We start from the raw sequence: 22,594 nt of genomic DNA on the forward strand, positions 1-22,594 counted from the left end.
TATTTTTGACCTGTGAAAGCAATCAATTATTCTTTTATTATACCTGTCTTCAACAGACCAGAAGAGATGGAGAAGTTACTCGTTAGTATAGCTCAACTAACTTTCGATAGAAATTTTGAAGTCGTTGTAATTGAAGATGGTTCTGATTTAACATGTGAAGCAGTTTGTTCTCGCTTTTGCGAAAACCTAACGATCAACTATGTATATAAACCTAATTCTGGTCCGGGGGATTCAAGGAATTTTGGGATGAGTAATGCCGCGGGAGATTTTTTTATTATTCTAGACAGCGATTGTATTTTACCTAGTCACTATTTAAAAGTGGTTGATGAGTATTTGAAAATTGATTTTATAGATTGTTATGGTGGTCCAGATGCTGCCCATTCAGGTTTTAATAATCTACAGAAAGCAATTAATTATTCCATGACATCCTTTCTCACTACAGGAGGTATCAGGGGAGGCAGTGAACAATTAGGTAAATTTCAGCCGCGTAGTTTCAATATGGGTTTGAGTAAAAAAGCTTTTGAAGCAACTGGTGGGTTTGGAAAGATTCATCCAGGTGAAGATCCAGATTTAAGCATTAGATTATGGAAAAATAATTTTGATACAGTACTTATAAAAGATGCCTATGTCTATCACGAGAGACGAATTTCATGGAGGTCATTTTATAAGCAGGTCTATAAATTCGGTATGGTGAGGATGATCCTTAACAAATGGCATCCAGAGACGGCTAAAATTATATATTGGTTTCCTGCTCTATTTTTTATTTTGTTTTTGATAGCAGTAGGTGCATCTGTGCTGGGATATCAGTTACTTTTATGTCTATATCTCTTTTATTTCTGTATATTGTTTATTCATTCCTCTATTACAAATGGGGTCCATGTGGGTTTGAGATCTGTTTTAGCAACGCTTTTACAGTTCTATGGTTATGGAACAGGGTTTTTACGATCTTGGTGGAAAATTAAAATTTTAAAGAAAAATGAAACCGAAGCGTTTCCTGAATTATTTTTTAAATAGATGAAATATAAAAGTATTTTAGGTTTTGTTCTGGTAGTTTGTGTAGTAGCAACTTTGTGGTTTATTTCGAAATATAAGGATGCCTATAAAGAAGAGGTATCGTTGAACATCAGTTTTAGAAATGTCCCTAACTATCTGGTTTTGGATACAGATTATAAACAGATCAATTTACCAGTAGAGATAAGAGCCAGCGGATTTATACTAATTTGGAAAAAAATATTTGGGTATCAGGTAGAATTAGATTTTACGGAAAACACATACGCTCGCAACGACTCCTTATTCTTCAATTCGTCACAAAGTATAAAGAAAATCAAAAGGTCTAAGACACTCTCGTATGAAGTCTTGAGCACGGATGACCTCGATATACTCTTGCGCTATCAAAGATTTAAGTCCAAGAAGGTTCCAATTACGCATAATATAAATTTGGAGTTTATGCAAAATTACGTAGCCATTAAAAAACCTTACTTTCAACAGGATAGTGTGGTGATTACTGGGAATGACGATAAAGTAAATGCTCTTTCTGAATTTTTTGTTAGGAGAAATTCCAAATTGATAATCAAAGATTCATTGACAATTTTAGAAATAGACTTAAAAGAAATGAATCCTGATTTGAGTTTTGATCCTCAGCAACTTCGTTTTATTGTTGAGGCAACACAAATGACCGAAGGGACAATTAATGTTCCCGTTTCCTTAATAAATAAACCTCCTGATTATAAGGTAAAACTGATACCAGATAACATTCAGGTGGTCTTTTCTACCTCAGTTTCTAATTTTAATGAAATAACAGCAAATGATTTTCTAATTTCTGTGAATTATAAGCTCATCGATGACTTAAATATATCTGCAACACCTAAGGTAGAGCTTCTAAACAAAAGGATCGTTTCTTATCGCATCAATCCTAAGGAGATACAAGTATTAACAATCAAGTAAATGAATACAGTAGGATTAACAGGAGGAATAGGCAGCGGTAAGTCCACTATTGCTCGCGAATTTAAAAATTTGGGAATCCCTATATTTATTGCAGATGACGTATCGAAGAACCTACTTGCAACAGATATTCAAGTTATAGAGTCTGTTAAAACTCTATTAGGAGAAGAGTCCTATTATAAAGACGAAAAGGGCGCGTTAGTGCCGGATAAAAAGTACATAGCATCTAAAGTATTTAATAATTTAATACTGTTAGAATCATTGAATAAAATATTACATCCTGCGGTTCGATTATATTTTAAAAAGTGGTTACTATTACAAAATTCGCCATACATTATTTATGAAGCAGCTATTTTATTCGAAAGTAACGGACATGTCCTCTGTGATTACGTTATTTTAGTCACCGCTGGAATAGAAGAAAGGATAAAAAGAGTGATGCAGCGCGATCATGTAAAACGAGAAGAGGTGAAATCTAGAATTCATAATCAATGGTCTGATGCTCAGCGAATCGAATTATCAGATTTTGTTATAATAAATAAAGATTTTCACAAAATGAGTTGGTTTGTGAGGAGTATTCACGAAGTTTTGTTAAAAAAATGATTCCCTCTATGAATTTCACAAAGTTAATATATGGTTAAAGACTTTTTAACACTTTCTCGATATGTTAAATTTGTATTGTGCAGGAAAAAATATTATATTTTTTAATAGGTTTAATGAGCTTGTCTCTGGCCGGAATTGTAACGGTACAGATTTACTGGATCATAAATAGCGTTAACGATAAGGAAGATCAATTTTCATTTGCTGTTAGTGAAACTTTAGCATCCGTTTCAGCAGAGCTAGATACTCGTGAGGTTGAAAATTTTTATGATGCTTTAAATCAAATTAGAGATAGTTTGGGGATACAGACGGATACTAGAACACTAAGCGAATTGATGCTGTTGCAACGAAATCAAAATTTTGACGAAGCCTCCACATATAGCAACAGCTTACTCAATGAGAATTATAAACTTAATCCACAATTATTGGATTTAGATTTAGATAGTCTAACTTTCAACAAACTATTAAATAAAAAAAACAAATCTACAGCCTCTACCGATTCAAAAATAAACAAAAAAAATTTTCAAGAACTTTCGCAATTTGAAAAGTATGCAAGAAAGTCAGATGAAGAAATTATAAGTAACTACAACAGTTTATTGCCTATTTCACAACGCATCTCTAAGGATGAGTTACAGGAAATAATTCGGGAAGAGTTAGATAATAGACCTATCGAGGCAGATTTTGAATTTGCCATTTACCAAGATGGATTTGCTACTCGCATTCAATCAGACAATTTTGATTTCCTTACAGATGCTACTTGGCCTTCCACTATCTATAAAAACAATAATATTGATACGGAACCTTACGTGTTGTACCTCAATATGCCAGATAGGAAAAAGTACATACTCTCTTCTATTGCAGGAATGGCCCTATTGTCTTTAATCTTTACAACAGTGATTGTTGTGGCTTACTCGAATGCCGTAAAGCAAATTTTCAAACAACGCCAAATTTCGCAAATCAAGACCGACTTTATAAATAATATGACGCATGAGTTTAAGACCCCTATAGCTACTATTAACCTCGCGCTGGACTCCTTAAAGCATCCTAAAATATCCTCAGATCCTGTAAAAGTAACTAACTATCACAGGATGATTCGCGAAGAAAATAAGCGCATGCACAGTCAGGTGGAAAATGTATTAAGGATATCAAAATTAGAAAGAGATGATCTTGACATCGATAAAAAAAGGTATGATATGGATGAGATCATTGAGGATAGTATTTCTCATATTCAGCTTATATTAGAAGAAAAAGGAGGTGTCATTAAAATGCATTTAGGAGCCTTAAGAAAAGAGGTTCTTGTAAATGAGAGTCACATCACCAATGTAGTAGTGAATGTTTTAGAAAACGCTATAAAATATACAGAAGGGGAGCCAGTAATAAACGTATTTACAGAAAACATAAAAGATAAATTGGTTATCAAGGTGCGCGATGAAGGAATAGGAATGAGCAAGCAGGCACAACGTAAAATATTCCAAAAATTCTTTAGGGTACACACCGGTGACATTCACAATGTAAAAGGTCATGGATTAGGTCTTGCTTACGCAAAAAGAATTTTAGACGATTGCAATGGAGAGATTCACGTAGAAAGTATCAAGGGAAAAGGAAGTACCTTTAGCATTCACCTTCCGATAATAACATAAATATAAATTAATAACTTATGGAAACTGAAAACAAAAAAATACTTTTAGTAGAAGATGATCCAAATTTTGGAACGGTACTAAAAGATTATCTTCTAATGAATGATTTTGATGTGGTACATGCTAAGAATGGTATGGAAGGATTTGAAAAATTTAAAAAAGATAATTATGATCTTTGCATTCTTGATGTAATGATGCCTTATAAAGATGGTTTCACTCTTGCAAAAGAGATCAGGGAAAAGAACGAAGAAGTCCCTATTATTTTCCTTACTGCAAAAGCAATGAAGGAAGACGTCTTAAGAGGTTATAAAGTAGGAGCAGATGATTACTTAAACAAACCATTTGACAGCGAGGTCCTTCTTATGAAGATCAAAGCTATTATGCAGCGCAAGGGACAAGACAGTCTAGCAGACTCCAAAGAATTTGAATTCCAAGTAGGAAACTTTCACCTTAATTCTAAATTAAGATTTTTATCATTAAGTGATAAGGAACCAGTAAAGCTTTCTCCTAAAGAAAACGAATTATTACGCTTGTTAGCACTTCACCTCAACGATCTTATGCCACGTGAACTGGCGTTAACTAAGATCTGGAGAGATGATAATTATTTTACTTCTAGGTCAATGGATGTATACATCGCAAAATTGCGTAAGTACTTAAAAGAAGATGATAATGTAGAGATCGTTAACATTCACGGAGAGGGATTCCGCTTGTTAGTTAAGGATCAAGTAGATTATTAAATAGAGTTATTCCATAAGATTTTCACTTACTCGCTGTACTATTTCTGTATGGCGAGTTTTGTAGTGGAACCATGTCACATTTTTATCTTTTCTATACCAAGTAAGCTGTCTTTTTGCAAAACGACGTGTGTTTCTTTTTATTAATCTTACCGCTTCATTATAATCGTAAACTCCTGTGAAATATTCAAAAAACTCCTTGTAACCAACGGTCTGTAAAGCATTAAGTGTTTTGTGGTCGTTAAGTAGCTGCACCTCTTCTTCAAGACCTCTCGCGAGCATCAAGTCCACGCGCTTATTAATGCGATCGTAAAGATCGTCACGATCTGCCTCGAGTCCTATTTTAATAATTTTAAAATTCCTACTCTGAGCTATACCACTCCTGAGTTCATTCATTTTTTTACCGCTTGCGCGAAAGATGCCTATCGCTCTAAGTAATCGATGTGAGTTACATATATCTACCGTTTCAAAATAGGCAGGGTCATTTTTTTTAAGCTCTTTTTGAAGCCAAATAAGCCCATTGATTTTCAATGCTGATTTTAATTCTTCTTGAATGTCTGTCGGCACGACAGGAAGGTCATCCAGACCATAAGTAACCGCCTTTTCATAAAGGGCACTTCCACCTACCATGATTACAAGGTCGTTGTTTTCGAAAAGCACAGGTAATATCTTCATGACATCGCGCTCAAAATCTCCCACAGAATAATCCTCATGAATGCTTCTATCTTGAATAAAATAATGTGGGGCGGCCTCTAGTTCTTCCTTTTCGGGAACAGCTGTTCCTATGGTCATTTCCTTATAAAATTGTCTAGAATCTGAAGAAATGATGGAAGTCTGATACGCTTTTGCAAAAGCAATACTTAAAGCAGTCTTTCCTATTCCTGTAGGACCTACAATACATAACAGTGTCTTCTTATTCATCTAATGAATTTCCGCAGGTATGACAAAATTTAGAACCATCTTGGTGTTTATTGGAATGGCAATTTTGACAGGTCTGAGTATTTACTTGACTAGAGTTAGGGGTACTCTCAAGTGTCTTGTCTTTATTTTTGCTTTGTGTATATTCTGCACTAACTATGCCGGTAGGAACCGCTATGATTCCATAACCTAAGATCATAATAATAGTAGCGAGAAGTTGACCTAAAGCGGTCTCCGGAGCAATATCTCCGAAGCCCACTGTAGTTAAAGTTACAATACACCAATAAATAGATTTAGGGATACTGTCAAAACCGTGTTCTGGGCCTTCTATCAGGTACATTAAGGTGCCAAAAATAATGGAAACTACCAATACGGCAAATAGAAAAACAGCAATCTTAGGACCGCTAGATCTGATGGCTTTACTTAACTTATCTGCTTCCCCTATATATCTGGTTACCTTTAAAATTCTAAAGACCCTAAGCAATCTTAAAGACCTTACCGCAAGTAACGCATTGAGTCCGCCAAAGAAAAAGGTGAGATATAACGGTATGGTAGATAACAAATCAATGATACCATAAAAACTAAAAATATATTTAGTCGGTTTGTTAATCGATATAATTCTCAGGATGTATTCTATGGTAAAGAATATGGTAATAATCCATTCTGCGATTAGAAACTCATCAGCATACTTGCTTCCCAAATCAGGTACACTTTCTATCATCACTAGAACAAGGCTTATAATGATGACAAAAAGAAGTGAGATATCAAATAATTTACCAGCAGGCGTGTCTGCTTCATAAATCACTTCATGAATTTTGCGCCTCCATTTACTTGAAATATGCTTATCCTCTTTACTCATGTATTAATTGTGCTTAGGAAATTTTGACGGATTTACTTCGTGCATTATTTCATAAACCTTATCAAATATATCATCTATACTAGGTTTTGAAAAATAATCTCCATCAGTGCCATAAGCTGGTCGGTGAGGTTGAGCTGCTAGACATTGAGGTTTGCTGTCTAAATGTGGCCATGCGTTTTGAGTGTCCACGACTTGTTGCATGATATAAGCACTAGCTCCTCCAGGTACGTCTTCATCAATAACTAATAGCCTGCTAGTTTTCTTAACACTTTGTAGGATTTCATGATGTAGGTCAAATGGTAAAAGAGACTGCACGTCTATGATCTCCACGTCTATTCCGACTCTTTCTAATTCTGTGGCTGCTTGATCTACAAGTCTTAGGGTAGAACCGTAGGAAACTAAGGTGATATCCTTTCCTTCTCGCAACGTTTCTACTTTACCTAACGCGGTTCTAAATTCTCCTAGATTAGTTGGTAACTTTTCTTTTAATCGGTAACCATTTAAGCATTCTACAATTAGAGCTGGCTCATCACTGGCTAGGAGTGTATTGTAAAACCCAGCGGCTTGAGTCATATTTCTAGGTACAAGAACATGAATTCCTCGCACTAGATTAATGATTCCTCCCATTTGCGAGCCACTGTGCCATATACCTTCTAGTCGGTGACCTCTTGTTCTTATAATTACTGGAGCTTTTTGTTTTCCTGCTGTACGGTATTGTACGGTAGCAAGATCATCACTCATTAATTGTAAACAATACAGTAAATAATCTAGGTACTGAATTTCTGCAATAGGTCGCAAACCTCTCATAGCAAGACCTATTCCTTGACCTAAAATGGTAGCTTCTCTAATTCCTGTGTCAGAAACTCTAAGCTCTCCATATTTGTCTTGCATACCTTCCAAACCTTGATTTACATCACCTATCTTTCCAGCATCTTCTCCAAAAATCATTACTTCTGGATGCGCAGCAAATAAAGCGTCAAAGTTATCCCTCATCACCACTCTAGCATCCACTTCCTCGCTTGTTTCATTATAAATAGGAGGCACCGCTTTAATATTTATGGCAGCATATTTAGACTCACTGTATAGGGAGCTACTAAATTTTGTTTGATTTAGTTGTTTATTTTTCACGAGCCATTTGTTCAAATATGTAATGGCATCATTACTTTCCTTAAGGGTCAACCTTAGGGTTTTTCTAACCGCTTCAAAAAAGTCCTTGCGGTAAGGCTCTTTTTCTTCTTGAAGTTTTGCAGCTAGAGGCTTTATAAAAACTTCATTCTCAGAAATAGCGGCTACTGCATTAATTAATGAAACAGCTTCATCACGTTCTTCAAGTATGGGGTTTAAATAAGCATTCCACGCAGCTTTTTTACCTTCTCTAACTTCTTTTTTAATGGATTTTTCTATTTCAGAAAGCTCAGCTTCTGTAGCAAAATCCTTATCGAGCAACCATTTTCTAAACTGAACATTACAGTCGTACTCACGTTCCCATGCAAGACGGTCTTCGTCCTTATACCGTTCATGAGATCCGCTTGTACTGTGACCTTGTGGTTGTGTAAGCTCTTGAACATGAATTAAGATTGGTACATGTTCTTCTCTAGAAATTTTACTAGCTTTTTCATAAGTTTCTATCAGAGAAACATAATCCCAGCCTTTTACGGTCATGATTTCATAACCTTTATGTTCCTCATCTCTTTGAAAACCAGCTTGTATTTTACTGATACTTTCTTTTGTAGTCTGATGTTTAGCATGCACAGAAATTCCGTAGTCATCATCCCAGACGCTTATTACCATAGGTACTTGAAGAACTCCAGCGGCATTAAAAGTCTCCCAGAAATGTCCTTCACTTGTACTCGCATTACCTATTGTTCCCCATGCCACTTCATTCCCTTTATTAGAAAAGCCGTTATCTGGATGTAGTAAAGCGTTGTGCCTATATACTTTTGATGCTTGTGCAAGACCTAAAAGTCTAGGCATTTGTCCAGCGGTAGGAGATATGTCGGCACTAGAATTTTTTTGATCGACAAGTCTTTTCCAACTCCCGTCTTCATTTAAACTGTGCGTCGCAAAATGTCCACCCATCTGACGTCCAGCACTCATAGGTTCGTCATTAATATCAGTAGTTGCATAAAGACCTGCAAAAAATTGTTGGATAGTGAGTTCACCAATTGCCATCATAAAGGTTTGATCGCGATAATAGCCGCTTCTAAAATCACCATTTTCAAAAGATCTTGCCCATGCTAGTTGTGGTAATTCTTTACCATCTCCGAAGATTCCAAACTTTGCTTTTCCAGTAAGAACCTCACGACGCCCTAGTAAACTACATTCTCTACTGGTTACAGCGATCTTATAATCATTAAAAAGTTCTTCTTTAAAGTCTTCTCTAGCAAGTTTTTGTGGCTCTTTAACTGTGTTTTGCATTGTTTTTCGTCTTTACGCAAAGGTACGTTTTTAAGGTGCTAATTCCAACGGTAAAACAGCGTTCGGTTAAGCTAAAATGTAGGGGTAATCCAATGTATCATTCCTGGTTCTACATCCCTATTGCTATGCCATGGCTTTTGTTTAAGGCAGCTTGGAAGTCGGCGATGGGCTATATGCTATTTGAGATTCAACCATACATCAGTACCAGCGACGTGTAAAAAGTTTTACAAAAGTATTTATATCTAGAGTAACTATAAAACGTATTTTTTCATCGTAGTTATCTTCTGCTATTTCCCATCCATTAGTGCTGTAGATAGGGAAATACAGTTCAAAAAAGTCTTGTAAGAGATTCAACCTAATGCCAGAATCGTAGACAAATTTTGCGCTCTGACCTCTATTTTTTACAAAACCGACATCTCCATAGGCATGAATATAATTCCAAATGCTGTAAGAAGCATTTACCGTGGTCATCCATTGATTTGCAAATGCAGGTTCTAGTTGAGACTTAAAACCACCTTCTGCAACGATAAGTTGCTGAGAGAACAAACCGCTGGCTTCAGATCTGCCGTAATACGTATAATCAAATAAATAATCAGTAGGACGATCTAAGGCAAAAGAGAAAAAATCACCACTAGCTTGAGAGTTATTAGTTAAAAACGCACCTCCAAAAACCCTGAAATCTAGTTGTCTATTGTCTTTAAATAATTTACGCCACCTCAATCTATAAGTTGCTTTAGTAAATCCACTAGATACCTCTGTTCCCACGCTATAATTAAAAAGGCGATCCAAGTTATTGTCAGACTGAGAATAGCTGATGGCGAACACATTATAATCAGGTTCGTCGATCGGGTTCATTGGATCCCTATCTCGATCTACATATACATTTCTAAAACTGAGGCTCTGCATTTTATTACTGCGCAGGTCCTTAGGTCGGTAATTGAACTGTAACCAGCTACTTGCGCGCCTGTACAACAGATCATCAGCATAAGAAAATGTATTGGCACTTACACCGTATTTTACTTCATACAACCTTTCTTCTCGGTCCTGCATAGGATGTACATATCCAAGACTTATGGAGCCTACCAGTTGATCAGAATTAGTTCCATAGCCGGGTTTAATGCTGTACCGAAATGGTTTAGGAAGTAAGTTTCCGTTATAAAAACGTGTCCCCAGTGTCAGACCGTCATAGATATTGAATTCGATATCAGGCATTAAAAAAACTTGTGATCTTTCTGGATCTTCTACATCCTTGAATAACCTAAACTCTAACGGTCTGTTTAAGGAAGGAAATCCTTTTAAAGTTTTAAAATTATCCCTCGGGTTGAATTCTGCGATCAGTTCTTCATAGTTTACGGCTACTCTATTAGCACGCTTTCGCGGAAGCGAGATCACACTATCCTCCTTGATTCCCTCTATCCATTGCTTGGTAATAATACTGTCTTTATACAGTAAATAAACGGGTACTGGAATTTTAAGTTTTGATTTATTTTTCACTCTAAAGAAAACAGAATCGGCTGTTTTTTTAACTTGATTAATCTTCCAGTCCAGCCTTTTATGAGTGGTGATGTAATCCTCAAAAAACCAATTGATGTCTTTAAGCGCATTTTTATCTAAAGTTTTTCTAAAAACGGATGCGTTTGTTCTTGTATACTTGTTTTCTGAATAAAATTCTCTGATAGATTTCTCTAGGCTATCATCTCCTAAGTAGTCGTTTAGGAAGTTTAATCCTACAGCTGCTTTATACGGAATTCCTAGTTGCTGGTTGTACTTTACAAGTTGGTCTGCAGGCGTATTTATAGCTTCGTCTAAGTTGAGTCGGGCACTATTTAAATACAGCAATGGATAAACATCATTGAACTTCAGTTGTGCCACATTAAAATTTCGCAAGCCCCAAAATTCACTTAATTCACCTACTATTTTAAGATCGGGATAGTATAATTGTTGGTATTCCATCATCAGATAGACCATGATGGATTGCTGGATCCAGGCTTCCTTTCTAGGATGCACATGAATACCTCGCTCGACCCATTTGCGAGATAGCGTCTTCAACATTTTTATTTCATAGGTAAATCCAGCGGGAAAGGGATTTATAAAACTAGGTAAAGAACTCAATCCATAAACGGGGTTTTCTCGGTAATAACGATCAGACACAAATAGGTCCTCTTGTGGGTATGTACCCAATCGATCTTGTAAAAAGCTAGCAATTCTATCATTAAAAATAACTTTTATCTCTGAGGCAACATCTTCATCGTGAATATCTGTGGTGATATTTATTCCAGGAACGCTATAGGTCTTAAAGAGGTCTGTATTTTTGAGAATATAGAAAACTGCTTCATACCTGTTATCACTTTTGAACAGATAACTGGCACGGTCATTTTGAATAGTTTCTAATGTTTTAGTGATGTTACTTATAGCTCTGTGGGTAACAGGCAAATGAAAGGAAATTGAAAAATCCATGGGTGCACCGTAAAAATCATCCAGATCTTTATGAGAATAATAGTCCCATTTCCCGTCAATAAAAGGTGCGGGATGCAAATACCAGTACTTTAATGCATAGTCTCCTAGACTGTTTTTACCATATCCAGTAAAATCATCTTTAGGTATTTTTACGGTATAATCTAAATCAACAGGACGCGTATCGCCCGGACTTAAAGGGGTATCAAAATAAAGTTTTATAATATCCTGCTGTCCTGGAATACGTTCTATGCGGTATTTTTGACGTAAAGAATGGTCTGGATTAAAGGAGGTCCTGCCTCTGTCTTCCTCTGCTGAAAACTGGAAATTGTTTTTAAAATCCTCTGCAAATCTTGCTGCCAGAGGAGTTTGGTTAGAAGAAAAGGCATTTGCCCAGTCGAGTAATACGATATAATCCCAAGAGATATCACTATCGTTATATATCTCTAGTTTTTGATATATGCTAAGAAGGTCCTTATCGCTGTCTAATGTGGCGGTAATTTGTGTTTTATGCTGTGCTCGTATAGCGCCAGTAAACAAAAGTAAAATAAGGGTGAGCGTTTTAATCATATAACTATAGGATGTGCTTTTGAGAGGTTAGATGAATGGTGATACTTTAAGGTGTATGTTTCATCAAATGCAAACCAAGCAAGAACAGCATGAGTATAACAGGTACTAAAGCATTATAGTATTTTGAATATCTAAAAATTAGGACTCAAACTATACTTTTCATAAAATTCATTGATAATAGCTACTGCTTCATCGCTGGTGTCCACTAGGTGTAATAAATCAATATCCCCGGAGCTCACCGTATGAAACTCTTGATCTAATGTGCTTTTTATCCAGTCTATCAATCCACTCCAAAATTTTGTCCCTACAAGTATGATAGGAAATTTACCAATTTTGTTAGTTTGTATCAATGTAATTGCTTCAAATAATTCATCCAGCGTTCCAAAACCACCCGGCATGACCACAAAACCTTGAGAATACTTAACAAACATCACTTTACGAATAAAAAAGTAATCAAAGTCTAGACTCTTATCATTATCAATATAGGGATTATCATGTTGCTCAAACGGCAACGCTATATTTAATCCAACAGAGGTACCACCAGCCAGATGTGCGCCTTTATTACCAGCTTCCATAATCCCAGGCCCACCGCCAGTAATAACACCATAACCGTTTGCAACGATTTTTTCAGCGATTTCTGTAGCTAGTTTATAATATTCATTATCTGGCTTTAATCGGGCACTACCGAATATAGAAACACAGGGACCTATGCGACTCATGCGCTCAAATCCCATTACGAACTCAGATAAAATTTTAAAGGTTGCCCAACTATCGTTAGTTTTTAAATCATTCCAACCTTTTTCTCCTACTTCTTTTCTCATTTTTGCACTTTTAATTTAAGGGGTAATTTTATGAAACCATCTGCTTACAGATGTAGTTATACCAGATATCATTTGATTTTCACATCATAAAAATTATCTTTTATTTCACTTGTGTAGTACCGATTTAAGCTTCGTTCAAAGAAAAGCTTTTCCTTTTTTTATTATAGAATCAAATGGCTGGTACCTGTTACAAACATAATCACTTAGCGCGTATAAATATTGCTTTTATGTGTTATTTTAGTCATATTTAAAAGAGTAAAACGGAGGTTTTAAGCTAATAATTTTTAATATCGCAATTCTTTAAATTCAGGAAGTCTGTATGAGTGTTTTAAATAAATATCTACCACAATTTGCCGTTGCTCCATTAACTGCATTAATTGAGCAAAATCAGGTACATCTTAAAATAGTAGATGAGCGCAGGACCAGACATGGTGATTACCGAAAAAACCCTGACGGTTCTCATGGAATTACCATCAATGCAAATCTTAATGCCTATCGCTTTACGATTACTTTAGTTCATGAAATAGCACATCTAGTGGCCTTTAAGAAATATGGAAGTGCTATAAAACCACACGGAGTAGAGTGGAAACATACGTTTCAACAGCTGATGTTGCCCTTTTTACGTCCAGATATTTTTCCTATGGATTTATTGCCAGTTCTTGCCCGACATTTTAAAAACCCAAAGGCCAGCAGTGATACGGATGCTATGATGAGTGTTGCTCTAAAATCATACGATCCAGAAAGTGATAAAAGCTATATCTTTGAATTGGTGCAGGGCAGTATATTTTTAGGACCTAACGGAAGGAAATTTCAAAAAGCAGAAAAATTGCGCAAGCGTTATAAATGTGTTGAAATACATACTGGAAAAGTATATCTTTTTCAACCTAATGCTCAGGTAACACCTTTGATGTAGTAAATCTAATGAAAATAAAAAAGGAGCATTTACTTCACAAGATGCAGGTCGTAAGGGGCAGCATAAAATTAAAAACGATATGAGTAATAATAAGTACGCAGTAATAATGGCTGGCGGAGTAGGTTCTAGATTTTGGCCCGTGAGTAAACAATCCTTTCCCAAGCAGTTTCACGACATGTTAGGAATGGGCAAGTCTCTATTGCAGATGACTTTTGATCGATTGCAACAGCAAATACCGTCGCGACAGATTTTGGTGCTTACTAACGATGCTTATGTAAATCTCGTTAAAGAGCAACTTCCAGAAATGGATTTTGGAAATATTGTTGCAGAGCCTGCTATGCGCAACACAGCACCTTGTATTTTACTGGCAGCTTTAAAGATTCAAAAAATGAATCCAGAAGCAAGCATGATGGTAGCTCCTAGCGATCATTATATTGCCGAAGAGGATATTTTCAATGAAGATCTTGCTACTGCTTTTCAATTTTGTGCAGTGCATACACAAGCTTTAATGACCCTAGGTATTCAGCCTACCTCTCCTAATACTGGTTTTGGATATATAGAGTATACTCAGGAAGATAACCAGATCAAAAAGGTATCTCAATTTAGAGAAAAGCCTGATTTAAAAACGGCGCAGCAGTTTATTTCAGCTGGTAATTTTGTATGGAACGCAGGTATTTTTATATGGAATGTAGCGGGTGTGGTGTCGGCTTTCGCGAAATCTCAACCTCAGTTAACTTCCCTATTTAAAAATGGTTTATCAGTTTTTAATACTCCTTTAGAAACCCAATGGCTCGAAGAAAATTACTCCAAAGCAGAGAATATATCGGTTGATTATGCGATCATGGAAAAAAGTGATGCCGTTTTTGTACTGCCGGCAAGATTCTCTTGGAACGATTTAGGAACGTGGGGTTCTTTGTACGATAAACTCGATAAAAATGAGGACGCAAACGCTGTTATAAATGCTAGTGTTACCGCGATAAATTCTAAAGGGAATATGGTGCGAACTGCCCCAGGGAAAAAAGTGATTTTACAGGGAATGGAAGATTATATCATTATAGATCAAGAGGATGTATTGATGATTATTCCTAAAACCGCCGAACAGGAAATTAAAGAAATACGCAATGCGGCCATGGATGCATATGGTAAAGAAATAGGATAATGGAGCCACAAGAACAACAAAAAAAGCAGTTTCCAGCAGATAATAATCTGGATGCAAACCAACAGCGCATCACAGGTATTTGGGAAAATATCATGGCATTTTTGAATGATTTATTAGACATAAGAGCAGATTCTGATCGTGATGAGACTATTGAAGCCGTTAGAAAAGACATCTCTTTTCAAGGTCACAATGCGTGGATTCTTATATTTTCCGTTTTTGTGGCTTCCGTAGGTTTAAATGCAGATTCTACCGCAGTCGTGATAGGAGCGATGTTGATCTCTCCACTTTTGGGACCTATAGTAGGCATGGGATTAGGTACTGCGATTAATGATGCTACCATGTTGCGCCGCTCATTAACAAATCTAGGGGTCATGGTCGGATTGTCTCTTCTTACAGCAACGCTTTACTTTTTTATCTCTCCTTTTAAAGAACCAACAGGCGAGCTACTTGCAAGAACCTTTCCCACGACTTTTGATGTGCTCATTGCTATATTTGGCGGACTGGCACTTATCGTTGCCAAAGCTAAAAAGGGTACCATTTCTAACGCGATTGCAGGTGTAGCTATTGCTACGGCTTTAATGCCGCCACTCTGTACCGCTGGTTGGGGTATTGCCACGGGACAGTGGGCGTATTTTGGTGGTGCCGTTTATCTTTTCTGTATCAACGCAGTTTTTATTGCTTTATCCACCTTCGTAGTTTGTAAGTTGCTCAAGTTTCCAATGGTAAAATACGCCAATCAGGCAAAAAGGAAACGTGTTTCTAGATGGGCTACGGCGATAGGAACACTTGTGTTACTGCCTTCTATTTTCTTTTTTTGGCAATTGTATTCGATCCAAGCAAAGCAAATTGCAGTTGATACATATTTTAAAAATAAGATAGGTTATGTAGGGATGAGGCCTACTATGGAGTGGGATAAAGAAACAAACAAACTGGATATAGTCATGTTTGGAGAAATTGTACCGCAACCGACGATTGAAGATTGGGAGAGTAAATTTTACAAAATACCAGATTTGGAAGGTTGTACGGTTGAATTCTTCCAAGGATCAAAAATGCCTACAGATACTAATGGTAATGTAGAGTTAGTGCAAGAAGAACTCATTGGTCAAATGAAGCAAATCCAAAATAAAGATGTGCGTATTGCTGCACTCGAAGGTGAGATCACTCGTTTAAGCAATGAGAACGCTACGTTAGATGCGATTAGTGAAGAAATACGAGTTAATTACCCAGAATTTTCTAAGATCAGTTTTGCAAAATCTATAAATATAGATTTTGATAAAAAGAAAAAAGATACCACACTGGTTTATACCGTTGTTTTTAAGGATGCATCATTATCCATAAAGGATAGATGGACCTCTAAAAATCGCATGGCAGAGTGGCTAGGCTACCGACTGCAATCTGATAAAATAAAGATCAATGAAATAGCAAGTAGTGTCACCACACCTGTGGATTCTGTCAAGTTAAAATCGGGAACAGATCAATAGGTAATTGTTTGGAAAGCTATAGTTTTAATGGGTTTTGGAATTGGGGTGAGGTGGTACTCAAAAGTAACTCAAATGAGGCTAATTTTATAAGTATATTTATTTGCAAACTTAGTGTGCGGTTGCAATGACAGCTCATACGATCCTTAATCAAGGGGCTCCGAAAATTATCAAAAAGTTTGAAACATAGATGTTTATTTTTAATAGATTAGAAAGGTTTACTAGTTGTGCACTAGGATTCGGAATGGGTGGAGGGAGACTGTACTAAATATATAAGCATACTCATTTCCACGGTTAGCGTTCGACTGTAACGAGCACTAACAAGATCATTAATCAAAGAGTTTTACCTTTTAGAGTTCGTTTGCATCTAGTGCCAACAATTATTTCTAGTGCGGTGTAGGACTCTATAATACCGATAGTGTCCTTTTCTTGAAAAATAAAATCGCTCTAAAAATTTCAAAATAAAATGCTGCTATAAAATGACGATCTAGCGCACCATCAACTTTTCCACTCGAGTTTGATTTCCTTCTTTAAGGTGTACCAAGTACATTCCAGAGGCTAAATGGTGGTTGAGGCTTGTATTTTGTGTGAGTTTTTGCGTAAGTGTTATTCTTCCAAAAGCATCATAAATGACTACTTCTACTGGATTACGGACATTATCAATCTTCAAGAAATTTGTGGAAGGATTAGGACTCAAAATGATTTGGGATAGTTCTTCTGTTCCTTGAGACAGGGTAAAACTTTGCCCTACGAGGTTGCCATAGATATATTCGGCTAATTCTGGATGATCGATAAATGGATTTCTGTTGATTTGCCAGGTGTAAATAACATTATTGCGGTTCATTTCAAAATCATCTGGTGGATCATTTCTGTGCCATTGGATCAAAGTAGCTAGGTCACCCAGTTGACCGACAGTCGTATTTGCTGGATTACCGTTTACAAGAGTTAGGTTATTGAATCTGTGATCCATATAGAACAAAGCACGAGCTACATCTCCGTGCCAGCTGCCTTGAGATCCAGCAGGTCCGTTGTATTCTGGAAAATCATTGTTTCCTCGCGAACTGTTTTCTGGTCCATCTACCGCTCTTAAATGATGCGCATCGCTATTGCCATGGCGCAAGCTATCTGCATTTGTTTCTGTCCATATCGACATCCCATCACCAATCCCATCGTACTCAATAGAATCAAAACGACCTCTCGAGCGCGACCAGATGTGTTCCCTATTCCATTTTCCTGTACTGTTACTGCTGGTTTGAAAATCGATCACTCTGCGTTCTTGTTCCGTATACATCAACCAGACATTGTTGGAGTTCAAGGGCGAGGCGTCTGCTATTTTTAAAATGTTAGATACATCGTCATAGGTATGGATGCGCACTACATTTTCTTCAGCAATTAATGCTGTAACCGCCTGCTCCAATTGTGGAGAAGCTAGATTGTCCAGAGAACTGTAATAGGTAGCCGCCGCCGTGCTGGTTACATTTCCATAAGTAGGGGCGAGTGGCGTGCCATATCCAGCAACCTGAAAGTCGTTATCGATTACAAAAATCGCTGTGCGGTCATACAACCTTTTAAATCCTACAGGCAAATCGTTATCCATATCAATCGTTAAAGATTCGTCACCTTCATCAATCGCATCATCAAGAATGGCAAAGGATAAAAGGGTGCTGGTCTGCCCAGCCAGTATGGTAAATGAGCTGGCGCCTGTGTAATCTGCCGTGTCAAATCCGAAATTATCAAGGGTAAAATCAAGGGTAAAATCTACTGTTGGAGCTTGCGTAAGTGTGAAGGTGATATCAAATGTGTCTGGTTCTGTAAGTTCTGATCTGCTTGCTGTAAAACTTACTCCGTTGTAAGTAGGTGTAGCCGTGTTGTTTAAGGAATGTGGGGTAGGAGCTTTTGTTTCGTAAGTGCCGTCTGCTTTGCGTTGGATAGACTCCGTGAGTTTATTGTTGTTTTCATCTTCGTTGTACTGTACATTAATTCCTAATAATGTCATTAAAGCTGCGTTATCGGCATCATCTGTATCATAAATTAAAGCGCTTACTAAGTCTGTTTGAGTAGCAAAAGTTCTATCCGGCCAGTCTGTATCACTACCTCTATAAATAGCAACGGCATCTGCACCGTTTTGAATATTACTTTCGGCTAGTAACTGGTCTGGAACTGGAGAAACCAGGGAACTGCCTAAAACGGCTAATCCATTAACATCTGTAGTTAGACCGTCCAGATCTCTGACATAATAACTACGTCCCATTCCAGTATTTGTGCTGGAAGAACCATTGAAAAAGACCAACACATAACCGTTTAAGGAGTAGAATGGTGTGTCAGATTTGAGTTCTACAAATTCCATGTCGTCTGTACTAGGTGTATCTGTATCTAGCTCGTTAATGACTACTTGTGATTCTGCTTTCACTAAAGCGAAAATAACACAAATTAGAAACCATATCTTTTGCATAATGAGGGGAATTTTTTTGTGAAAGTAATACTTCTATTAGGTTTTTAATAGAAAGAAGCGGTAAATGATGGAAGTGGTTTAGGCAATTCCTCCTAATTGCTATCCATTAAAAATGTTAATTTGAATAGGTATTCTAAAGACAGTTCCCTGTAGCACAATTGCAGGTACATCACAGAGTTCTTTACGATCTTGTGTCAGATCAAGAGACATTTACTCAAGTTCCTAAATCTTGGAATATTATTGTAACAGACGTAAAGAATTCCACTCAAGCTATAAAAGAAGGCAAACAACAAGTCGTTAATCTAGCGGCACCCGCAAGTATAGTGGTCTGTCTCCATATCTCTTGTGCTAAGGGAATGGAGATTCCTTTTTTCGGTGGTGATGGCGCGACATTAATAGTTTCAGACGTTATTTTAAAAGAATGTCTCTTTGCCTTACAATTGCATCAAGAGCGTTGCTCTATTTTTTTTGATTTTTTTATAGGGTAGGTCATTGTAAAGTAAGTGATATGATTCGAGAAGGAGCTAGCCTTCGTATCTTAAAATATAAAAGTAATAAACTGCACGCCATGCCTATAATTTTAAGGGATGCACTTCAAATGGCAGCAATACTTTTTTTTTCTCCTGTCTGGCACCGCAAATCATGTTTTAAAATAGTTATAAAGAACCTGCTTATTTAGATTTCTATACCTCAATTACGATCAAGTCTTTACTCTTTCAAGGATTTTTACTGCTTGTTTCAGTAAGCGATCTTTTGTCTTTAGCCGGACACTTCTTTTTAACAGTTGCTCCTATAAAACCAGTTAGTCTGACTTACGGATAGACGTTAAATGTTGCATAGTGCTAAGGGTAATCTATAAAATCAAGATGGATTCAAATGTTAAGAACTAGGAATGACATATGGTGCTACTTGCATCTAGTTGATTCTAATAGATTAAGATCTAAACAGGAGTTAATTCTCTTGATTGTTGGAGTTGGATACCGTTAAATAAAAACAAAAGAAAGAAGAATATTACGTTAATAGCAGCATAAACTAGGGTTAAAGAAACTTCTATTGGCTGGCATTTGACTGGTTTGTTGTAAATTATTAAAATGGAAAAAGTATTAGTAGCAGGTGCAACAGGCGCCACAGGAAAACATATTGTCGATTTATTAAAAGAGTCACCCTATTTTGAACCTTTTGCGATGATTCGTAAAGAAGATCAGAAGGTATCATTTGAAGCTCAAAATGTAAACTGGGTCCTAGGAGATGTATCAGAAGATATCAAACATACCTGTAAGGGTATGGATAAAGTAATTTTTGCGGCAGGCTCTGGCGGTAAAAATGTGGTAGAAATAGATCAAGAAGGAGCAAAAAAGTTAATTGATGCGTCACAATTTAATAAAGTGAAGAAATTTATAATGTTGAGCTCTATGGGTACCGACCAACCAAAGCAAAGTGACGACTTGCAAGAATATCTGGAGGCCAAACAAAATGCTGATAGGCACCTAAAAAATAGTGATCTCAATTATGTTATTGTTAGACCTGGAGCTCTAACAAATGAAAATCCTACAAATCACATTAAATTAGCTCATAAATTGAATAGTCAAGGGAGCATTTCAAGAGCAGACGTAGCCCAAACACTGGTAAGGGTATTAAAGGACGGTATTGCTGACAAAGAAACTTTTGAAATTCTTAAGGAAGGTATTTTAATAAGTAAGGCAATTGATAACAACAGTGTGGGCATAGGATAAGTAATAATCTCACAAAAATGGAAGGGATACCAATTAAAAAGCCATCTCAATAGGAGATGGCTTTTCCACGTTTTAGTCAAATTTGAAAGTACTATTATGACTAATAATAAGTAAAACGTCTTACTTTGGCGATATACTTAGCCAGTCGGATTACTTGATGACTGTAACCGTATTCATTATCGTACCATACATAAACGACCACATTTTTACCGTCAGGGCTTACGATGGTAGCATGAGAATCATAAATTGATGGCGCATTTGATCCGATAATATCACTGGAGACTAGCTCGTTATCCATAGAGTATTTAATCTGCTCTACGAGGTCACCTTCTAAGGCATATTTCTTTAAAGTAGCATTAAGGGCATCTTTAGAAGTGGTATTTACTAATTCTAGATTGAGAATAGCAAGAGACCCATTAGGAACAGGAACCCGTATGGCATTTGAGGTGAGCTTACCTTTAAAAGAGGGTAAAGCTTTACTTACTGCTTGTCCAGCACCAGTTTCTGTGATGACCATGTTTAAAGCAGCAGCGCGACCGCGCCGGTACTTGCTGTGCATATTATCTACTAAATTCTGATCATTTGTATAGGCATGTATAGTTTCTAGATGTCCTTTAGTTACACCAAAACTATCTTCAATAGCTTTTAGAATCGGAGTAATAGCATTAGTCGTACAACTCGCAGCAGAAAAAATATCCACTTGATCTGGATGGTGTTCTAAATGGTTGACGCCGTGAACAATATTAGGGATTCCTTTACCAGGTGCTGTAAGCAATACTTTATGGGCGCCTTTTGCTTTTAAATGACGACCCAGTGCCACATCATCTCTAAAAGCACCAGTATTGTCAATAATAAGCGCATCTTTAATACCGTATGCGGTATAATCTATATCTTCAGGTGCATTTGCACTAATCATTTTTACGGTCGTACCGTTAACGATCAAAGATTCTTGTTCTATATTATAGCTGACCGTACCAGAAAAATCTCCATGAACACTGTCTTGGGCGAGAAGAGAAGCCCGTTTTTCAAGAACAGACTCGGTGATAGCGCCACGAGTAACTATAGCGCGCAATCGCAACTGACTTCCTTTACCAGCTTTAGCCATTAACTCACGAGCCAGCAATCTACCTATTCTTCCAAAACCATAAAGCACCACATCTTTAGGAGTAATTTCTTCTGTTTTTTGCGCATTACCTAGCTTGTTCACTACAAAACTCATGGCGTCCTGCATTTCATTTTCTTCTAGATGGTACTCAAAAGTAAGTTTACCTATATCTAATTTAGAAGGTGGCAAGTCTAACAGCAAGATAGCTTGGGCGATTTCAACACTATCAAAAACAGAGATTGGTTTTTGAACAAACTCGCCAGCATATTCATGCAAGTTGATGATTTCACTTACATTTCTATCAATCAGTTGGTTTCTAAAAAGAACCAATTCAATGGAACGATCGTACCATAAATCACTTACGGCTTTGATAAATGCAACAGCTGCACGTCGCCTATCTGTTTGAAAAGCGAGCTCTTTTTCATAAGTATCTAGCTGGTTACTCATAAACGTGGTTTAGTTTGTTTAAATTTTTGCAAAAGTAACTATACTATAACGTTATAGTACCTCTAATTTAAACTTATTTATGGCTAATTTATGATTACGGAATTAGAATTTGGTTTTAACTGTCTCGCTTTCGCGAAAGCGGCATAACGAATACAAAAATAATCCCATAGGGAAATGTGCAGTGGCAAGGAAGACAGGTATTTAGCTGATGTATTTGGATTATATGGGCAAAGGATGTATCGAAGTATTGAAGCGTCGATAACTTTTTAAACGGATGCTGTTATTTTAAACGGATAGAACAATAAGACCTGTCCTTCTCTTTTGAAATTTATACGCGACCTAATTCTCTGATTTAAAC

17 protein-coding genes are annotated in these 22,594 nt (G+C 36.8%); 10 read left to right on the forward strand and 7 right to left on the reverse strand.

Annotated features, from left to right (window positions below; translation table 11 throughout):
- Positions 1-21: 21 nt before the first annotated feature.
- The 5 genes from ACJAT0_RS01135 to ACJAT0_RS01155 all read left to right on the forward strand — a co-directional run bounded on the left by ACJAT0_RS01135 (position 22) and on the right by ACJAT0_RS01155 (position 4,912).
- On the forward strand, positions 22-1,014 hold the full coding sequence (locus ACJAT0_RS01135) for a glycosyltransferase (protein WP_415180185.1): 993 nt from the start codon (positions 22-24) through the stop codon (positions 1,012-1,014).
- Positions 1,015-1,944, forward strand: coding sequence for a hypothetical protein (locus ACJAT0_RS01140; protein WP_415180168.1), 930 nt, complete (start codon positions 1,015-1,017; stop codon positions 1,942-1,944).
- A complete protein-coding gene (gene coaE, locus ACJAT0_RS01145; protein ID WP_415180169.1) occupies positions 1,945-2,541 on the forward strand; it encodes a dephospho-CoA kinase in 597 nt (198 codons plus the stop codon).
- Between the two features lie 113 nt (positions 2,542-2,654).
- Positions 2,655-4,178 carry a sensor histidine kinase gene (locus ACJAT0_RS01150; protein ID WP_415180170.1) on the forward strand — a complete coding sequence of 508 codons (1,524 nt, stop codon included), beginning with the start codon at positions 2,655-2,657 and terminating at the stop codon, positions 4,176-4,178.
- A gap of 17 nt (positions 4,179-4,195) precedes the next feature.
- A complete protein-coding gene (locus ACJAT0_RS01155) occupies positions 4,196-4,912 on the forward strand; it encodes a response regulator transcription factor (RefSeq protein WP_374003977.1) in 717 nt (238 codons plus the stop codon).
- A gap of 6 nt (positions 4,913-4,918) precedes the next feature.
- Here the strand turns inward: ACJAT0_RS01155 and miaA are convergent, their stop codons facing one another.
- From miaA to ACJAT0_RS01180, 5 genes are all read right to left on the reverse strand, one after another.
- Entirely contained in the window at positions 4,919-5,830 is a 912-nt protein-coding gene (gene miaA / locus ACJAT0_RS01160; RefSeq protein ID WP_415180171.1) for a tRNA (adenosine(37)-N6)-dimethylallyltransferase MiaA, read from the reverse strand.
- Positions 5,823-6,686 carry an ion transporter gene (locus ACJAT0_RS01165; protein ID WP_415180172.1) on the reverse strand — a complete coding sequence of 288 codons (864 nt, stop codon included), beginning with the start codon at positions 6,684-6,686 and terminating at the stop codon, positions 5,823-5,825. The genes miaA and ACJAT0_RS01165 overlap by 8 nt, the downstream gene beginning before the upstream one ends.
- Positions 6,687-6,689: 3 nt before the next feature.
- On the reverse strand, positions 6,690-9,104 hold the full coding sequence (locus tag ACJAT0_RS01170) for a thiamine pyrophosphate-dependent enzyme (RefSeq protein WP_415180173.1): 2,415 nt from the start codon (positions 9,102-9,104) through the stop codon (positions 6,690-6,692).
- Between the two features lie 198 nt (positions 9,105-9,302).
- Complete coding sequence (locus ACJAT0_RS01175) at positions 9,303-12,128, reverse strand: aminopeptidase (RefSeq protein ID WP_415180174.1); 2,826 nt, start codon at positions 12,126-12,128, stop codon at positions 9,303-9,305.
- Positions 12,129-12,259: 131 nt separating this feature from the next.
- Positions 12,260-12,949, reverse strand: coding sequence for a TIGR00730 family Rossman fold protein (locus ACJAT0_RS01180; RefSeq protein ID WP_374003972.1), 690 nt, complete (start codon positions 12,947-12,949; stop codon positions 12,260-12,262).
- Positions 12,950-13,268: 319 nt separating this feature from the next.
- On the opposite strand from ACJAT0_RS01180, the gene ACJAT0_RS01185 reads away from it, so the two are divergent.
- The 3 genes from ACJAT0_RS01185 to ACJAT0_RS01195 all read left to right on the forward strand — a co-directional run bounded on the left by ACJAT0_RS01185 (position 13,269) and on the right by ACJAT0_RS01195 (position 16,502).
- Positions 13,269-13,862, forward strand: a complete 594-nt coding sequence (locus ACJAT0_RS01185) for a SprT-like domain-containing protein (protein WP_415180175.1) — start codon at positions 13,269-13,271, stop codon at positions 13,860-13,862.
- Between the two features lie 79 nt (positions 13,863-13,941).
- On the forward strand, positions 13,942-15,021 hold the full coding sequence (locus ACJAT0_RS01190) for a mannose-1-phosphate guanylyltransferase (RefSeq protein ID WP_415180176.1): 1,080 nt from the start codon (positions 13,942-13,944) through the stop codon (positions 15,019-15,021).
- Positions 15,021-16,502: a DUF389 domain-containing protein gene (locus tag ACJAT0_RS01195; RefSeq protein WP_415180177.1), complete on the forward strand. Its 1,482-nt coding sequence runs from the start codon at positions 15,021-15,023 to the stop codon at positions 16,500-16,502. The genes ACJAT0_RS01190 and ACJAT0_RS01195 overlap by 1 nt, the downstream gene beginning before the upstream one ends.
- A 484-nt stretch (positions 16,503-16,986) precedes the next feature.
- Here ACJAT0_RS01195 and ACJAT0_RS01200 read toward each other — a convergent pair whose 3' ends face one another.
- On the reverse strand, positions 16,987-18,951 hold the full coding sequence (locus ACJAT0_RS01200) for an endonuclease (RefSeq protein WP_415180178.1): 1,965 nt from the start codon (positions 18,949-18,951) through the stop codon (positions 16,987-16,989).
- Positions 18,952-19,109: 158 nt separating this feature from the next.
- On the opposite strand from ACJAT0_RS01200, the gene ACJAT0_RS01205 reads away from it, so the two are divergent.
- Both ACJAT0_RS01205 and ACJAT0_RS01210 read left to right on the forward strand, forming a co-directional pair.
- Positions 19,110-19,439, forward strand: a complete 330-nt coding sequence (locus ACJAT0_RS01205; RefSeq protein WP_415180179.1) for a DUF3095 family protein — start codon at positions 19,110-19,112, stop codon at positions 19,437-19,439.
- 603 nt (positions 19,440-20,042) lie between these two features.
- Positions 20,043-20,684 carry an SDR family oxidoreductase gene (locus tag ACJAT0_RS01210; protein WP_415180180.1) on the forward strand — a complete coding sequence of 214 codons (642 nt, stop codon included), beginning with the start codon at positions 20,043-20,045 and terminating at the stop codon, positions 20,682-20,684.
- Between the two features lie 100 nt (positions 20,685-20,784).
- On the opposite strand, the gene ACJAT0_RS01215 is transcribed toward ACJAT0_RS01210, so the two are convergent.
- Entirely contained in the window at positions 20,785-22,236 is a 1,452-nt protein-coding gene (locus tag ACJAT0_RS01215) for a glyceraldehyde-3-phosphate dehydrogenase (protein ID WP_415180181.1), read from the reverse strand.
- Between the last annotated feature and the right edge of the window lie 358 nt (positions 22,237-22,594).

The organism is Nonlabens sp. (assembly GCF_047636915.1).
Classification (GTDB): domain Bacteria; phylum Bacteroidota; class Bacteroidia; order Flavobacteriales; family Flavobacteriaceae; genus Nonlabens.

Bases quoted from the DNA above. Each gene is read 5' to 3' on its own strand.
- ACJAT0_RS01140 (WP_415180168.1), top strand. From the start codon at position 1,015: ATGAAATATAAAAGTATTTTAGGTTTTGTTCTGGTAGTTTGTGTAGTA.
- coaE (WP_415180169.1), top strand. From the start codon at position 1,945: ATGAATACAGTAGGATTAACAGGAGGAATAGGCAGCGGTAAGTCCACT.
- ACJAT0_RS01150 (WP_415180170.1), top strand. From the start codon at position 2,655: ATGAGCTTGTCTCTGGCCGGAATTGTAACGGTACAGATTTACTGGATC.
- ACJAT0_RS01155 (WP_374003977.1), top strand. From the start codon at position 4,196: ATGGAAACTGAAAACAAAAAAATACTTTTAGTAGAAGATGATCCAAAT.
- miaA (WP_415180171.1), bottom strand. From the start codon at position 5,830: ATGAATAAGAAGACACTGTTATGTATTGTAGGTCCTACAGGAATAGGA.
- ACJAT0_RS01165 (WP_415180172.1), bottom strand. From the start codon at position 6,686: ATGAGTAAAGAGGATAAGCATATTTCAAGTAAATGGAGGCGCAAAATT.
- ACJAT0_RS01170 (WP_415180173.1), bottom strand. From the start codon at position 9,104: ATGCAAAACACAGTTAAAGAGCCACAAAAACTTGCTAGAGAAGACTTT.
- ACJAT0_RS01175 (WP_415180174.1), bottom strand. From the start codon at position 12,128: ATGATTAAAACGCTCACCCTTATTTTACTTTTGTTTACTGGCGCTATA.
- ACJAT0_RS01180 (WP_374003972.1), bottom strand. From the start codon at position 12,949: ATGAGAAAAGAAGTAGGAGAAAAAGGTTGGAATGATTTAAAAACTAAC.
- ACJAT0_RS01185 (WP_415180175.1), top strand. From the start codon at position 13,269: ATGAGTGTTTTAAATAAATATCTACCACAATTTGCCGTTGCTCCATTA.
- ACJAT0_RS01190 (WP_415180176.1), top strand. From the start codon at position 13,942: ATGAGTAATAATAAGTACGCAGTAATAATGGCTGGCGGAGTAGGTTCT.
- ACJAT0_RS01195 (WP_415180177.1), top strand. From the start codon at position 15,021: ATGGAGCCACAAGAACAACAAAAAAAGCAGTTTCCAGCAGATAATAAT.
- ACJAT0_RS01200 (WP_415180178.1), bottom strand. From the start codon at position 18,951: ATGCAAAAGATATGGTTTCTAATTTGTGTTATTTTCGCTTTAGTGAAA.
- ACJAT0_RS01210 (WP_415180180.1), top strand. From the start codon at position 20,043: ATGGAAAAAGTATTAGTAGCAGGTGCAACAGGCGCCACAGGAAAACAT.
- ACJAT0_RS01215 (WP_415180181.1), bottom strand. From the start codon at position 22,236: ATGAGTAACCAGCTAGATACTTATGAAAAAGAGCTCGCTTTTCAAACA.